The following is a 12,984-nucleotide window of genomic DNA, read 5'->3' as shown; positions in this document are numbered from 1 at the left end:
TGATCGGCATGCCGGGAACACCGCCGACACGTTTCGTCTTCCTCGGGCCGGAGGGCACCTTCGCCGAGCAGGCCCTGCGTTCCATACCCGCCGCCGAGCGCGGCACCCGTACGCCCGCCCGCAGCGTCGGAGAGGCGCTGGACAGCGTCCGCGCCGGCGACGCCGACGCCGCGCTGGTGCCACTGGAGAACTCGATCGGCGGCGCGGTGGGCGTCACGCTGGACGAGATGGCCGAGGGCGAGCCGCTGGTGATCACCCGGGAGGTGATCCTGCCGGTGGAGTTCGTGCTCGCCGCGCGGCCCGACACCCCGCTGACCTCGATCCGCACCGTGGCGGCCCATCCACAGGCGTCCACCCAGTGCCGGGGCTGGTTGCGCAACCACCTGCCCGACGCCGTGGTGGTCGACGTGCTCTCCAACGGCGCGGCCGCCGCCGGCGCCGGCACGGGTGAGTACGACGCGGCGATCTGCGCACCGATCGGAGCCTCCCGGCACCGACTCACCACACTCGCCGACAAGATCGCCGACCACCCCGACGCGGTGACCCGGTTCGCGCTGGTGTCCCGCCCCGGGCCGCCACCGCCGCCGACCGGTGACGACCTCACCTCGCTCGCGGTCTACATCGCCCACGACCGGGTCGGCGCGCTGCTGTCCGTGCTGATGGAGTTGGCCGTCCGTGGGGTCAACCTGACCCGGATCGAATCCCGGCCGACCGGCGAGGCGTTGGGCCGCTACGTCTTCTTCCTGGACTGCACCGGCCACGTGGCCGACGTACGCCTGGGCGAGGCTTTGCAGGGGCTCCGCAGGGTCTGTGCCGACGTCCGCTTCCTGGGGTCCTACCCCCGGCACCGGTGGGCCGAGGCGGGCGAACGCCCGGTGCCCGCGCCAGCGGGGCTCTCCGACGTCGACTACGCCGACGCGGTGGCCTGGCTGACCCGCCTGCGTACCGGTGAGTTGACCTGACCGGCGCGGAGCGCCCCCAAGAGAACGGGAGCGCCCGCGCCGCTGCGGTCAGCCCGACAGGTCCGGTGCGGCCAGCGCCACTCCCGGTCAGCTCAGCAGACCGCCGAGCAGACCGCCCTCCTGCTGCTGCTGGCCACTGCCCATGATCGGCGGCTCCTCGGACGGCTGCACCACGACGAAGCCCTGACCGGCGAAGCTCATGGTGAACGACTCGCCGGTGCGACGCCCGAGCAGAGTGCCGAGGCCGAGCTGTTCGGCCCGGTGGTAGCCGGTCTGGAGGTTGGCCGACCAGCAGACCGCAGCCTGGGGGTCGACGTACGTCGGGGCGTCCACGTTCAGCACGACCGGGGTGCCCCTGGTGGTGATGGCGATCCGCCCGTAGCCGGTGAACACACAGTTGAAGAGGCCGGACGAGGACGCCATCCCGGCGCCGCCGACCATCCTGATGTCGTACTGGAGGGTGGAGTCGAAGGCGAGCACGCTGCTGCCGTTGATGGAGAGGGAGTCGCCCGGCTCCAGGTCGATGATGTGCACGTCCTTGGCCAGCTCGGCGAGGAAGACGTCACCCTGCCCGGTGACCTTCATCAGCGGGACGCCCTCGCCGGTGAGCTTCTGCTTGAGGAACTTGCCGAGCCCGCCGGAACCCAACGCCTGGAACTGCACATTGCCCTGGTAGGCGACCATCGACCCGACCCGGGCCATCGCCTCGCCGTTGAGCTCGATCTTCAACATCTTGGAGTTCTGCAACCGCATGCCGGGCTGCGCGGACTCCTTCTCCAGATTCTCCGCGGAGAACAGCTCGCTGCGCATGAAAGGGCCTCCTGAATAGGGTCGCGTTCGCTGCACCGACGGTAGGCGACCTCGGCAAGCACCGGCCATCGGACGGGCGGCGCGGCGCGGGCGGATCGAACAGCGGGGGCGGGCGTCGAGCGGCGGGGCTCAGCCCCAGCCGAGCGCGTGCAACCGCGCGTCGTCGATGCCGAAGTGGTGGGCGATCTCGTGCACCACTGTCACCGCCACCTCGTCGATGACGTCCTCGTCGTTGTCGCAGATCCGCAGGATCGGACGGCGGTAGATGAAGATCCGGTCGGGCAGCACGCCGGAGTAGTCCCAGCCGCGCTCGGTGAGCGCATGCCCCTCGTAGAGGCCGAGCAGGTCGACCTCTCCCGGTGGCGGGTCGTCCTCGACCAGGATCACCACGTTGTTCATCAGGCCGAGTAGTTCTTCGGGCACCTCGTCGAGGGCTTCGCCGACCAACTCCTCGAAGCGCTCACGGCTCATCTCCACCGGCACCTCGCCCATTGTGCCCGACGCGGGGGCACGCGGCCCGGTCCTGCCGGACGACAGTGGCCGTCATCCGCACATGCACGGAAGAAGCGACCACCCTGGATCGGGCGGAGGCTCCTTCCGTGGACGTACGGTGTGGGCCGGTTGGCTCAGGCAGCCAGGTGGGCGTTGAGGGTGATCTCGGCACCCGGCGAGAGCAGGCGAGAGATCGGGCAGTTGGCCTTGGCGGCCTCGGCGAGCTTCTGGAACTCCGCGTCGTCGATCCCCGGGACCTGGCCGACAGTCTCCAGGTCGATCCGGGTGACCGTCATGCCGGCGTCGGTCTTGTCCAGGTGCACCTTGGCGGTGGTCTCGACCGAGGTGGCCGTCGAGCCCGCGTCGGCAAGCGCCTTGGAGAACGCCATCGAGAAGCAGCCGGCGTGCGCGGCGGCGATCAGCTCCTCGGGGTTGGTGCCCTCACCCTCCTCGAAGCGCGACTTGAAGGAGTAGTTGCCGGACAGGCCGCCCTTACCGGTGCGGATGGTGCCCGCGCCCTCGGTGAGATTGCCCTGCCATTGTGCTGAAGCGGTACGGATAGGCATGGGGCAAACGCTAGCGGAAAGGCGACCGCCGAGCGACAGACCGGCGCGCTCGCCAGCCCTGCGATCCCTGTCACCACCAGCTTGCTGTGCCATGATGCGACCCAGGTCCGTGACAGGGCGGAAGGGTGGCCGATGTCCGAGGAGCTTCCGATCCCGCGGCAGGGCGACCGATCCGAGGCCCCGGCGGTGATCGAGTGGGGTGCCGACGAGCCGGCCCCGCGACGCCGCTTCGCCTGGTCCCTGGCCGACTTCACGCAGGATCCTCGTCTGCCCCTGCTGCTCGCCGGTCTGGGCGCGGTGGCCGCGATCGCCTCGCTCGTCGGTGAGTGGCTGGTGATGAACCTGCCGAACGGCGGGCCCGAGGGGAACACGACGATCAAGGTGCCCGCCGGGGTGTCCGAGGTCGGTGGCTTCGGGGTCGGCTACCTGGTCGGGCTTCTTACCCTCGTCTGCACCGTGGCGCTGACGTTGCGCGGCACGGCAGCCGTGCGGGCGAACGCCCGGCTGGCCGGTCTCACACTGGCCGGTGCCCTGCTGGCGCTGCTGGTGGCTGCCACGGCCAGCCTCGACAACCCCGGTCAGCGAAACTTCTTCTACTCGCCCCAGGACGGCTTCCAGGTCGAGTACGGCCGTGGGCTGGTGATGGCGTTCGTGGCCTGCGTGCTGTTCGCGGCCGCCCTGCGGCTGACCCCCGCCGCACCCCCCGGCGCGTTCGGGCCGCCGGACGACGACCGCCCCGCCGACCCGCCAGCACCGCGCCCCCGGCGCCGCCGCCGTGACCCCGACCCGATCGAGGACGGCCTCCCCGCCCCAGCCGACCTGACAGTCACCCCCGCCGCCCCCTTCGCCCGCCCCGACCCCCAGCCCTAACCCCCACCCCACCCCGCACCCCGCACCCCCCACCCCCCACCCCGCGCCGATCTTGCGTTTGCTGTCCCGGCATAGGGCCCATAAGCACGCGAGACGGCAACCGAAAGTGCAAGATCGCGCGGTGAGGTGGGGGCGGCGCTGCGGGACACCTCACGGGCGCTGGGGGTTGGCGTCCGATTCGCCTGGAAGCCATGGTTGGGGCCCGTTTCGCGAGGTACGGTTGCTGCCCGCCGTCACTCCGGGACTCGGTTTCGCTGATCCTGGCGGTGCGACGGCGGTGGGCGAAGGAGGAACAATGACCCGCCCGGGACTGCCCAAGTTGATCGCGACCGACCTCGACGGGACGCTGGTCCGCAGCGATGACACCGTCTCCGCGTACACCCATGGGGTGCTCGACCGGGTGCGCGCCGCCGGAATTCCGGTGGTCGGCGCAACCGGACGCGGCCCTCGGTTGACCGAGTTGACCCGCAACGACATCCGTGCCGCCGACTTCCTCGTGATGGCCGGCGGCGGACGGGTGGTCGACCAGAGCGACCCGAGCGGCCCGGTGGTGCTCCGCGACGAGCGGCTGCCCGCCGAGGTTCTGGCCCGGCTCCTCGCCGACCTGGAGACGGAGGTCGGCCCGCTGACCGTGATGGTCGAGGCGTCCGACGAGCACGACGCCCCGCTGTGGGGCGACTACCACGAGAGCTGGCCCTACCAGGACCGCTTCGAGGCGCGCACTCGCGACGAGTGCCTCGCCTGCGACGTGATCAAGGCGTTCGCCCGGACCGCCGACCATCACGTGGACGAGCTGCTGGCGGTGGCCCGCCGGATCGTCTCGCCGCAGGTCGCCACGCTCACCCAGGCCGGGCTCGGCTTCATCGAGATCTCCCCGCCCGGCGTGGACAAGGCGACCGGGCTGACCGTGGTGGCGCAGACGCTCGGGGTCGACCCGGCCGATGTGCTGGTCTTCGGTGACATGCCCAACGACCTGCCGATGTTCGAGTGGGCCGGTTGGTCCCGGGTGGCAGTGGCCAACGCACACCCCGCGCTGCGCGCCGCCGCCCATGAGGTGACCTTGCGCAACGACGACGACGGGGTGGCGGTGTATCTGGACCGGCTACTGTCCCGGTAATGGGAGACACACCCCGCCTCATCGCCACCGACATCGACGGCACGCTGATCCGCGACGACCACACCGTCAGCCCACGTACCGCCGACCTGCTCGCGCGGATCTCCGCGCGAGGCACGCCGGTCGTCCTGGTCACCGGCCGTCCGGTCCGCTGGCTCAAGATGGTGTACGACCAGCTCGCCCGACCGCTGCCGGCGGTCTGCGCGAACGGCGCCGTGGTCTACGACCCGTTCGAGGACGAGGTGGTGCGGGCTGACCCGCTCGCCCCGCACCACCTGGCCGAGGTGGCCCGGAGGCTACGGGCCGAAGTGCCCGGGATCAGCTTCGCCGTGGAGATCCTGGACAGCCGGGAAATGCGGCACGAGGCGCACTACCCGCTGCGGTGGGATGCCGACGCCAACGGCATTCGGCCGATCGAGACGCCGGAGGAGTTGCTCTCGGTGCCGGCGGTGAAGCTCCTCGCCCGAGCCGGCGAGCAGGACCCGGATGCCTTCGCCGAGCTGATCGCCACGGCGGTGGCGGGGTTGGCCGAGGCCACGCACTCGTCGTCCTCCGGGCTGGTGGAGATCTCGGCGGCCGGGGTGACCAAGGCGGCGGGACTGGCCTGGTACTGCGACCAGCTCGGGGTGGCCGCGGCGGACGTGCTGGCCTTCGGCGACATGCCCAACGACGTGCCGATGCTGACCTGGGCCGGGCGTGGTGTGGCGGTGGCCAACGCGCACCGCGCCGTCCTGGCGGTCGCCGACGACGTGACGACGGCGAACACCGAGGACGGCGTGGCGGCGTACCTGGAGAAGATCTTCGGGGTGGACTGAGGTCAGAGGTACTGACCGGTGTTGTGACCCTCGCCGCCGCCCGGCTGGCCGATGCCCGGCATCCCGGGGACTACCCCACCGGGGCCGCTGGGCAGCGCCTGCCGGCCGCCGCGCATCTGCTCCAGCTGCACCCGGGCGGCCATCTGCTGGGCCACCAGGGCCGCCTGGATGCCGTGGAACAGGCCCTCCAGCCAGCCGACGAGCTGGGCGTGCGCGATCCGCAGCTCGCCCTCGCTGGGGGCCTTGTCCTCGGCGAAGGGCAGCGAGATGCGCTCCAGCTCGTCGCGCAGCTCGGGGGCGAGGCCCTCCTTGAGCTCGACGATCGACCGCTCGTGGATCTCCCGCATCCGGTTGCGGCTGGCGTCGTCGAGAGGTGCGGCCTTCACCTCCTCCAGCAACTGCTTGATCATGCTGCCGATCCGCATCACCTTGGCCGGCTGTTCGACCAGGCGGGTCGGGTCCTCGCCCTGGCCCTCGTCGGTCTGCATCGTGCCGATCGGCCGGCCGTCCGGGCCAACCACCACCACGGTGCCGGAGTGGCCGGAGTCGTCGGGGCCGGGCTCGTCGTTCTGTCCAGCGGAGCGCGCTTCGGTCATGGGGTCCATCTTTACCCAGCGGGCGCGAACCATGCCGGCCGGGACCGACTACCGGGGCCGAACCACCCGGGCGGGGCGCGCTACCGTCGCGCCATGCCTGTCGACCCGCGCGCCGTGTTGACCCGGCCCGCACCCGAGCCCGACCGGACAGTGGCGTACGGGGACCACCCGGACCAGGTGGCCGATCTGCGCCTCCCGGCGGGAGCCGGGCCGGCCCGGCAGCTGGTCGTCGTCCTGCACGGCGGCTTCTGGCGGGCCGAGTACGACCGACGGCACACCGGCCCGTTGGCCGCGGCCCTGGCCGCTGACGGCTACCCGGTGGCGCAGCTGGAATACCGCCGTACCGGGCAGCCCGGGGGTGGCTGGCCGGGCACCCTGACCGACGTGCTGACCGGGGTGGCCGAGCTGCCGGTGCTGGCGGCCGAGGCGCTGCCCGGCCGGGTGAGCCTGGCCCCGCCGATCCTGGTCGGGCACTCCGCCGGCGGCCACCTGGCGCTGTACGTGGCGGCCACCGCTCCGGCAACGGTGGGCGGGGTGCTCGCCCTGGCCCCGGTGGCCGATCTGGGCGAGGCGTACCGGCGGGATCTGGACTCGGGCGCGGTCGCCGCGCTGCTCGGCGGCGGCCCGGCGCAGTTCCCGGACCGGTACGCGAGCGCGGATCCACGGATGTTGGTACCGATACGAACACGGACAGTAGTTGTCCATGGCTCGGACGATCGCCAGGTTCCGGTCGAGATGAGCCGGGATTTCGTCGCGGAGGCGCGTGTCACTGGTTCCGATATTTCCCTTGTTGAACTGCCTGGATGCGAGCATTTCGGGCTGATCGACCCGGAGGCCGTCGCCTGGCCTCAGGTCCTCGCCGTGTTGCGGTCCCTGCACGATGATCACTAGCCATTGACGCAGCGTCGCGGACCAGGTAGAACGCCGGTGGGGCGGTGTTCGGCCCTGTACGCATCCTTGGAAGGAACTCGGTGTCGCAGATGAATCGCAGGCGGGCGCTCCAACTGTTGGCCGCGCTCGGTACCACCGGGTTCGTCGCCGCGTGTGGCTCAGACGGTGACGCCGATCCGAGCGCCAACCGGGGCCCGATCAAGATCGGTTTGATCACGCCGCAGGCTGGTGGTTTCAAGAGCATCGGCGACGACATCACCAATGGCTTCCAGCTCTTCCTCGACCTGCACGACCAGCGGCTGGGCGGCCACCCCGTGGAGCTGCTGACCGCCGACGAGGGCGACACCGCGAAGACGGGCAAGGCTGCCGTCGAGGGCCTGCTCAAGCAGGGCGTGCTGGCACTCACCGGCGTGGTCAACTCGGCGGTGATGGTCGGCATCCGGGACACAGTGGAGCAGGCCCGGGTCCCGCTGATCGGCTCCAACGCCTCACCGAGCAGCCTGCAGAGCGTCTTCTACATCTGGCGGACCTCGTACGTGCTCGACGAGGCTGGCAAGGCGCTGGGCCGCTACCTGCGCGACCAACTGCCGGCGAACGGCCGCATCGCGATCATCATGCCGGAGAACGTCGGCAGCCCCGACGTGGTCCGCGGCTTCCGGCAGGAGTTCGGCGCGACCGACCCGCGGATCGGCGACCCGGTGACCTACACCAACGCCACCTCCAACCCCGGCAAGACGACGTACGCCTCCGACATCACCAAGGCGCTGGCCAAGAAGCCCACAGCGGTCTTCTGCTTCTTCGCCGGAGCGGCAGCTGTGGAGTTCATCAAGCAGCTGCGCGAGAGGTTCGCCGGGCCGATCTACGCACCCGGCTTCCTCACCGAGGGCACCGTGCTGGAGAACCTGAAGGACAACGCGCTGGGCATCCAGACCGCGCTGAACTACTCGGCCGACCTGAACAACACGTCGAACCGGGTCTTCGCCTCGGCGTACCGCAAGAAGTACCAGGTCACCCCCACCACGTACGCGATGGCGTCGTACGACGCGGCGCAGGTGCTCGACCAGGCCATCCAGCTGACCGGTGGGAAGCCCACGCCGCAGCAGGTCAACCTGGCCCTGGGCAAGATCGGCCAGATCGACAGCCCGCGCGGCATCTGGCAGTTCAACCAGCCGCGTACCCCGCAGCAGAAGTGGTACCTGCGCGAGGTGCAGCGCGACGGTCAGGTCATGTCGAACGTGCTGATCAACGAGCTGGCCACGCTGGGCTGAACGCCCACCCGGAGCACGATTCGGGGCCGGTCTCCCAGTGGGAGACCGGCCCCGAGACGTTCGCGGGTCAGTGCCGCAGCTCGGCGATGCAGCACTTCACGCTGCCGCCGCCCTTCTTCAGCTCGGCCAACTCGACCGGGACCGGGGTGTACCCGGCCGCCTTGAGCTTGCCGGCCAGCCGGGTGGCCTCGCTGTTGAGCACCACGTTCGCGCCGTCGCTGACCAGGTTGAGCCCGAAGGCCATCGCGTCCTCGTCGTCGGCGATCACCGCGTCCGGGAAGAGCTGGGTGAGCACCCGCTGGCTGGCCGCGGAGAACGCGCCCGGGAAGTAGACGACGTTCGCGTCGTCGATGGCCGCGAGCGCAACGTCCAGGTGGTAGAAACGGGGGTCGATCAGGCGCAGCGACACCACCGGACGACCCAGCGCCTCCTGCGCCTCCGCGTGGGCGGGAATCTCGGTACGGAAGCCGTGCCCGGCCAGGATGAGCCCGCCGTGCGCCTCCGGCACGTACGCGAAGTCGCCTTCACCCTCGTTTGTCTCGCTGGGTGCGATGAACCGCCAGCCCTGCGCCTCGTAGAAGGCGTGGTGGGCGGCGGCCTCGGCGGCCCGCTGTTCGTGCTTGAACCGGGCGCCGTAGACGCTGCCGTCCACCACGAAGCCGCCGTTGGCGGCGTAGACCATGTCGGGCAGGCCCTGCTCGGCGGTGAGCAGGTGCACGTCGTGGCCGAGGCCGACAAGCGTCTCGCGCAGCCGGTCCCACTGCTTGACGGCCAGGTCCCGGTCGACCGGGGTGGTCACGTCCATCCACGGGTTGATCGCGTACTCGACCGCGAAGTATTCCGGCGAGCACATGAGATATGTCCGCTTTCGCGGGAAACGCTGCTGGTTCACGGTCACCAAGAGTAGGTACCGTGGAACTTTGAAAACAGCCACAAGCTTTGCTTCCCAGAGGCGGAACGTTGCAGATAGACGCGGTAGACCAGCGGATCATTGCGTTACTCGTCGCGGACGCCCGTGCGTCGTACGCCGACATCGGTGCCCGGGTGTCACTCTCCGCCCCAGCGGTCAAACGTCGCGTCGACCGACTACGCGCCACCGGCGTGATCAGGGGATTCACGGCCGTCGTTGATCCGGCCGCCGTCGGCTGGACCACGGAGGCCTTCGTCGAGCTGTTCTGCGCCGGGCGGACCACCCCGGCGCAGATCGGCGTGGCCGCCCGCCGACACCCCGAGGTGGTCGGCGCGTACACCGTCTCCGGGGAGGCGGACGCACTCGTGCACCTGCGCGCCGCCGACATCGCCCACCTGGAGGCGGCACTGGAGCGGCTGCGTGCCGAGTCCTTCGTGACCTCCACCCGCAGCACCATCGTGCTCTCCCGGCTGGTCGAATCGCCCGGCGTCGGCCCGTCCGCCGGCGCCTCTTGACCTCAACCCAGGTTGAGGAGATGGACTGGCCCCGAGTGGGCGAGGCAGCCCATCGGGGCCGAGGGGGCTGTCATGCGGGCGATCTGGTTACGTGAGTTCGGCGGGCCCGAGGTGCTGGTGCCCGGCCCCGCGCCCGACCCGGTTCCCGGTCCCGGCCAGGTGCTGATCGACGTCGCGCACGCGAACATCACCTTCATCGAGACGCAACTGCGCGCCGGTCACCCCGGCCCGTTCCGCCTCACCCCACCGCTGATCCCCGGCAACGGCGTCGGCGGAGTGATCACGGCTGTCGGGTCGGACGTCGACCCGACGCTGGCCGGGCAACGGGTGGTCACCGCCACCGGAGGTTCCGGCGGTTACGCCGAACGCGCGGCAGTGGACGCCTCGGCGACGATCGCGGTACCGGCCGGGTTGGCTCTGGACGAGGCGGTGGCACTCCTGGCCGACGGGCGGACCGCCACCATGCTGATCGAGGCGGTCGGTGTCCGCCCGGGTGACCGGGTGCTGGTGGAGGCCGCGGCCGGCGGCGTCGGCAGCCTGTTGGTGCAGCTCGCGGTCCGGGCCGGGGCCCGGGTGATCGGCGCGGCCGGTGGGCGACGCAAGGTGGACCTGCTACCCGGCCTGGGCGCCGAGCTGGCCGTCGACTACCTGCTGCCGGAGTGGGCCGAGCAGGTCCGCGCTGCGGTGGGCGCTGTCGACGTGGTGTTCGACGGGGTCGGTGGTTCGGTGGCCCGGGCCGCCTTCGACCTGCTCCCCCCGGGCGGCCGGATGGTCAGCTTCGGGCTGGCGAGCGGCGAGTGGTCCCCGGTTTCGGCGGAGGCGGCCACGGCACGGCAGGTCATCCTGGTCCGCCCGGACGTGCCACCGGCCCGGCTGCGGGCGTACACCGAACAGGCCCTGGCGGACGCGGCGGCCGGCCAGCTACGACCGCTCATCGGCCAGCGTTTCCCACTGGAACGCGCCGCCGACGCGCACGCCGCCATCGAGGCGCGCGCGACGGTCGGCAAGACCCTGCTGGACGTGGCCTGATCGGGATCAGAGGTACATGCCGGTGCGGTGCTCCGACTCGTCGCGCCGGACCGGCTTGTCACCCTCACCGAAGAACCGCTTGCCGCCGAACTCGCCGTGCAGACGGTCGTCCAATTCGTCGGCGAGACCGGTCATCACCTGCACGGCCAGCATCAGATGGGTCGCCTGGAAGTTGCGGCCGAACACCGGGATGGACGCCCACACCGTGTCGTCGGCGCAGTAGAGGCGGCCGATCGGCATCCGGTTCGTCAGTTCGGAGAGCTTGACGTAGAGCCGCTCGGTCGGTTCCACCTCGGTGAGCACCGGGGAGAAGACGTCCACCAGGGGCGGATTGTCCCGCACCCGCACGAAGACCATCGCCGAGCCGGCGCGGATGGTGATGTCGCCGTCCGAGTCGATCTGCAACCGGTCGGTGTCCGACTTCAACATGGTGGAGACCACGGTGCGGACCCGGTCGGCCAGGTCGAGCACGTCGTCCCGCTCGACCTGCGCGGCGGCCGCCTCGGCCAGCGCCTCCTCCAGGTCCGCCTCGACGTCGGCGTCCGGACCGAACTCGCTACGGGCGGTGCCCAGCGCGTCCACGGCCAACGGCTCGCCCTCGGCGTCGTGCACCAGATAGACGAGGAACGCCGGGTGCGGAGCACCGTAGACGTCCCGCAGCGTGCGGGAGAGCAGCGTGGCGACCTGCGTCGACTCGGCCGTCGTGGCGTTCAGCCCGAAGGAACCGCCGGAGCCGGCGACCACCCCGGGCGGGGACCAACCGAGCGCGACCATGTCCGCCACCGCGCCCCGGTCCAGTCGGTAGCCCGCCGGCAGAGCGGCGTTGCCGACCGCGCGGGCGGACAACACCCGGTCCGCGTCCACGTCGACGCTTATCGAATAGACGGCGTCCCCGGTGCCGGAGGCGGTGGGGTCCAGGGTCACGTCGAGGTGCGCGCCGACGGGAAGTTCCCGCAGCCGTACGGCGAGCGCGCGGGCGAACTCCCGCCACGCCTCGGTCACCTTCGCCCGCAGGTCGGTGGTGCTGGGCTCGTCGAGCAGGATCGATTCCGCCGGCTCAGTCGAAGCACCGGGCAGCTCACCGTGCGGCGCCGAGGGGTGGTCAGCCGTCATGATCGCCTCCGTCCGTCACGATCACCCTACCCACGCCGCCTGTTGGCCGAATCAGCCCGGACCGGGATCGGACAGCGGCGGTCAGGAAGCCGTCGGGTCCGCGGGGTCGGCGCCCAGCTCGACCGGCCAGGCGCCCGCCAGCGCGCTGAGCCGGGCCGCGGCGTCCGCCGGGTCCGCGCCCCGGCCAACCGCCAACCCAAAGAGGTACGTGGTGACCGGCGCACCCGGACGCAACACCTGGTGGGCGACGTCCCGGGCCAGGTCCAGCACCGCCGGCACCGGCACCGCGGCCGGGTCCAGATCCAGCTCGGCGCACACCGCCGTGACCCAGTCGTCCATCACCGTCATCGCGCCCACTCCTCCGCCCGGCGTACGTCCTCGTCAGTGTCGCAGTCGAACCACGGCGGCGGGCCCTCGCCGGACCAGGCCACCTCCCGCACGACGAGACCGGCCAGCAACGCCCGGACCGGCGCTCCGGACAGGCTGCCGCCCCGCTCGACCGTCAACCGGTGCACCGCCGCCCGCAGCGCGGCGACCCGCCAGACACCGCAGAGCGACTGCCGCCGCCCGTCCCCGTCCACGAAGCACGCCCCGTCCGGCCCTCGCTCGCCGTCGAGGCCACTGCGGGCCGGTCGCGCCGGAGCGAGACCGCCACCCGGCGGTTCGGTGTCCGGGCTCTTCCGGTCGAGGTGCTTCAGCAGTTCACCGATCGCGGCGCGGGTGAGCAGCGGCAGGTCGGCGGCGAGCAGCGCGACCACACTGACGTCGGGATCCAGCAGCGCCAGGCCGGCCGCCGCCGCCGCGACCGGACCTCCGCCGGGCGGGTCCTCCCGGACGACCCGCACACCCGCCGGCACGGCGTCGGCCGCACCGACCAGCACCCGCGGCGTCGCGTCGCTGACGGCGGCCAGCACCCGGTCACGCATCGGCCGGCCACCAACCGGAAGCGCGGGCTTGTCGAGCCCGCCCATCCGTCGGGCGGCCCCACCCGCGAGCACCACGGCGGCGTACGTCCCCACCCGGCCACCGTAGC

The 12,984-nt window shown here is 71.5% G+C and carries 16 protein-coding genes; 8 read left to right on the top strand and 8 right to left on the bottom strand.

What is annotated here, in order from left to right; all coding sequences use genetic code 11:
• Positions 1–8 precede the first annotated feature (8 nt).
• A complete protein-coding gene (gene pheA / locus ABZ794_RS10515; RefSeq protein ID WP_210782751.1) occupies positions 9–962 on the top strand; it encodes a prephenate dehydratase in 954 nt (317 codons plus the stop codon).
• 87 nt (positions 963–1,049) lie between these two features.
• Here pheA and ABZ794_RS10510 read toward each other — a convergent pair whose 3' ends face one another.
• The 3 genes from ABZ794_RS10510 to ABZ794_RS10500 all read right to left on the bottom strand — a co-directional run bounded on the left by ABZ794_RS10510 (position 1,050) and on the right by ABZ794_RS10500 (position 2,830).
• On the bottom strand, positions 1,050–1,772 hold the full coding sequence (locus tag ABZ794_RS10510) for an AIM24 family protein (RefSeq protein WP_210782753.1): 723 nt from the start codon (positions 1,770–1,772) through the stop codon (positions 1,050–1,052).
• Between the two features lie 129 nt (positions 1,773–1,901).
• Positions 1,902–2,249, bottom strand: a complete 348-nt coding sequence (locus tag ABZ794_RS10505) for a metallopeptidase family protein (RefSeq protein WP_196924705.1) — start codon at positions 2,247–2,249, stop codon at positions 1,902–1,904.
• 149 nt (positions 2,250–2,398) lie between these two features.
• The gene (locus ABZ794_RS10500; RefSeq protein ID WP_357515198.1) at positions 2,399–2,830 is read right to left on the bottom strand and encodes an OsmC family protein; all 432 of its coding nucleotides are present in this window, start codon (positions 2,828–2,830) and stop codon (positions 2,399–2,401) included.
• 132 nt (positions 2,831–2,962) lie between these two features.
• On the opposite strand from ABZ794_RS10500, the gene ABZ794_RS10495 reads away from it, so the two are divergent.
• The 3 genes from ABZ794_RS10495 (at position 2,963) to ABZ794_RS10485 (ending at position 5,629) form a co-directional block, all read left to right on the top strand.
• Positions 2,963–3,700 carry a hypothetical protein gene (locus ABZ794_RS10495; protein WP_357515196.1) on the top strand — a complete coding sequence of 246 codons (738 nt, stop codon included), beginning with the start codon at positions 2,963–2,965 and terminating at the stop codon, positions 3,698–3,700.
• Between the two features lie 295 nt (positions 3,701–3,995).
• A complete protein-coding gene (locus ABZ794_RS10490) occupies positions 3,996–4,817 on the top strand; it encodes an HAD family hydrolase (RefSeq protein WP_357515193.1) in 822 nt (273 codons plus the stop codon).
• Complete coding sequence (locus ABZ794_RS10485) at positions 4,817–5,629, top strand: HAD family hydrolase (protein WP_210787440.1); 813 nt, start codon at positions 4,817–4,819, stop codon at positions 5,627–5,629. The genes ABZ794_RS10490 and ABZ794_RS10485 overlap by 1 nt, the downstream gene beginning before the upstream one ends.
• 2 nt (positions 5,630–5,631) lie before the next feature.
• On the opposite strand, the gene ABZ794_RS10480 is transcribed toward ABZ794_RS10485, so the two are convergent.
• Positions 5,632–6,234 (bottom strand): bacterial proteasome activator family protein, encoded by a 603-nt coding sequence (locus ABZ794_RS10480; RefSeq protein ID WP_091396749.1) that lies wholly within the window; start codon positions 6,232–6,234, stop codon positions 5,632–5,634.
• Positions 6,235–6,318: 84 nt separating this feature from the next.
• Between ABZ794_RS10480 and ABZ794_RS10475 the strand changes: the two genes are divergently transcribed.
• Positions 6,319–7,116 carry an alpha/beta fold hydrolase gene (locus ABZ794_RS10475; protein ID WP_210787439.1) on the top strand — a complete coding sequence of 266 codons (798 nt, stop codon included), beginning with the start codon at positions 6,319–6,321 and terminating at the stop codon, positions 7,114–7,116.
• 80 nt (positions 7,117–7,196) lie between these two features.
• Positions 7,197–8,384 carry an ABC transporter substrate-binding protein gene (locus ABZ794_RS10470; RefSeq protein ID WP_210787438.1) on the top strand — a complete coding sequence of 396 codons (1,188 nt, stop codon included), beginning with the start codon at positions 7,197–7,199 and terminating at the stop codon, positions 8,382–8,384.
• 67 nt (positions 8,385–8,451) lie between these two features.
• Here the strand turns inward: ABZ794_RS10470 and ddaH are convergent, their stop codons facing one another.
• Positions 8,452–9,285: a dimethylargininase gene (ddaH, locus tag ABZ794_RS10465; protein WP_357515189.1), complete on the bottom strand. Its 834-nt coding sequence runs from the start codon at positions 9,283–9,285 to the stop codon at positions 8,452–8,454.
• Between the two features lie 59 nt (positions 9,286–9,344).
• On the opposite strand from ddaH, the gene ABZ794_RS10460 reads away from it, so the two are divergent.
• Both ABZ794_RS10460 and ABZ794_RS10455 read left to right on the top strand, forming a co-directional pair.
• Positions 9,345–9,809, top strand: a complete 465-nt coding sequence (locus ABZ794_RS10460; RefSeq protein ID WP_210787437.1) for an Lrp/AsnC family transcriptional regulator — start codon at positions 9,345–9,347, stop codon at positions 9,807–9,809.
• Between the two features lie 72 nt (positions 9,810–9,881).
• A complete protein-coding gene (locus tag ABZ794_RS10455) occupies positions 9,882–10,838 on the top strand; it encodes a zinc-binding dehydrogenase (protein ID WP_210787436.1) in 957 nt (318 codons plus the stop codon).
• 6 nt (positions 10,839–10,844) lie between these two features.
• Here the strand turns inward: ABZ794_RS10455 and ABZ794_RS10450 are convergent, their stop codons facing one another.
• The 3 genes from ABZ794_RS10450 to ABZ794_RS10440 all read right to left on the bottom strand — a co-directional run bounded on the left by ABZ794_RS10450 (position 10,845) and on the right by ABZ794_RS10440 (position 12,970).
• Entirely contained in the window at positions 10,845–11,951 is a 1,107-nt protein-coding gene (locus ABZ794_RS10450) for a hypothetical protein (protein WP_210787435.1), read from the bottom strand.
• 81 nt (positions 11,952–12,032) lie between these two features.
• Entirely contained in the window at positions 12,033–12,299 is a 267-nt protein-coding gene (locus ABZ794_RS10445) for a DUF6457 domain-containing protein (protein ID WP_357515184.1), read from the bottom strand.
• The gene (locus ABZ794_RS10440) at positions 12,296–12,970 is read right to left on the bottom strand and encodes an NTP transferase domain-containing protein (RefSeq protein WP_357515181.1); all 675 of its coding nucleotides are present in this window, start codon (positions 12,968–12,970) and stop codon (positions 12,296–12,298) included. The genes ABZ794_RS10445 and ABZ794_RS10440 overlap by 4 nt, the downstream gene beginning before the upstream one ends.
• Positions 12,971–12,984 lie beyond the last annotated feature (14 nt).

Origin of the sequence: Micromonospora sp. NPDC047187 (genome assembly GCF_040643355.1) — a bacterium.
Lineage (GTDB): Bacteria > Actinomycetota > Actinomycetes > Mycobacteriales > Micromonosporaceae > Micromonospora > Micromonospora salmantinae.
This window is presented reverse-complemented; position numbering and strand designations above follow the sequence as displayed.

What these genes read in the sequence shown, in the direction of transcription:
- pheA (WP_210782751.1), top strand. Translation starts at nt 9, where the DNA reads ATGCCGGGAACACCGCCGACACGTTTCGTCTTCCTCGGGCCGGAGGGC.
- ABZ794_RS10510 (WP_210782753.1), bottom strand. Translation starts at nt 1,772, where the DNA reads ATGCGCAGCGAGCTGTTCTCCGCGGAGAATCTGGAGAAGGAGTCCGCG.
- ABZ794_RS10500 (WP_357515198.1), bottom strand. Translation starts at nt 2,830, where the DNA reads ATGCCTATCCGTACCGCTTCAGCACAATGGCAGGGCAATCTCACCGAG.
- ABZ794_RS10495 (WP_357515196.1), top strand. Translation starts at nt 2,963, where the DNA reads ATGTCCGAGGAGCTTCCGATCCCGCGGCAGGGCGACCGATCCGAGGCC.
- ABZ794_RS10490 (WP_357515193.1), top strand. Translation starts at nt 3,996, where the DNA reads ATGACCCGCCCGGGACTGCCCAAGTTGATCGCGACCGACCTCGACGGG.
- ABZ794_RS10485 (WP_210787440.1), top strand. Translation starts at nt 4,817, where the DNA reads ATGGGAGACACACCCCGCCTCATCGCCACCGACATCGACGGCACGCTG.
- ABZ794_RS10480 (WP_091396749.1), bottom strand. Translation starts at nt 6,234, where the DNA reads ATGGACCCCATGACCGAAGCGCGCTCCGCTGGACAGAACGACGAGCCC.
- ABZ794_RS10475 (WP_210787439.1), top strand. Translation starts at nt 6,319, where the DNA reads ATGCCTGTCGACCCGCGCGCCGTGTTGACCCGGCCCGCACCCGAGCCC.
- ABZ794_RS10455 (WP_210787436.1), top strand. Translation starts at nt 9,882, where the DNA reads ATGCGGGCGATCTGGTTACGTGAGTTCGGCGGGCCCGAGGTGCTGGTG.
- ABZ794_RS10450 (WP_210787435.1), bottom strand. Translation starts at nt 11,951, where the DNA reads ATGACGGCTGACCACCCCTCGGCGCCGCACGGTGAGCTGCCCGGTGCT.
- ABZ794_RS10445 (WP_357515184.1), bottom strand. Translation starts at nt 12,299, where the DNA reads ATGACGGTGATGGACGACTGGGTCACGGCGGTGTGCGCCGAGCTGGAT.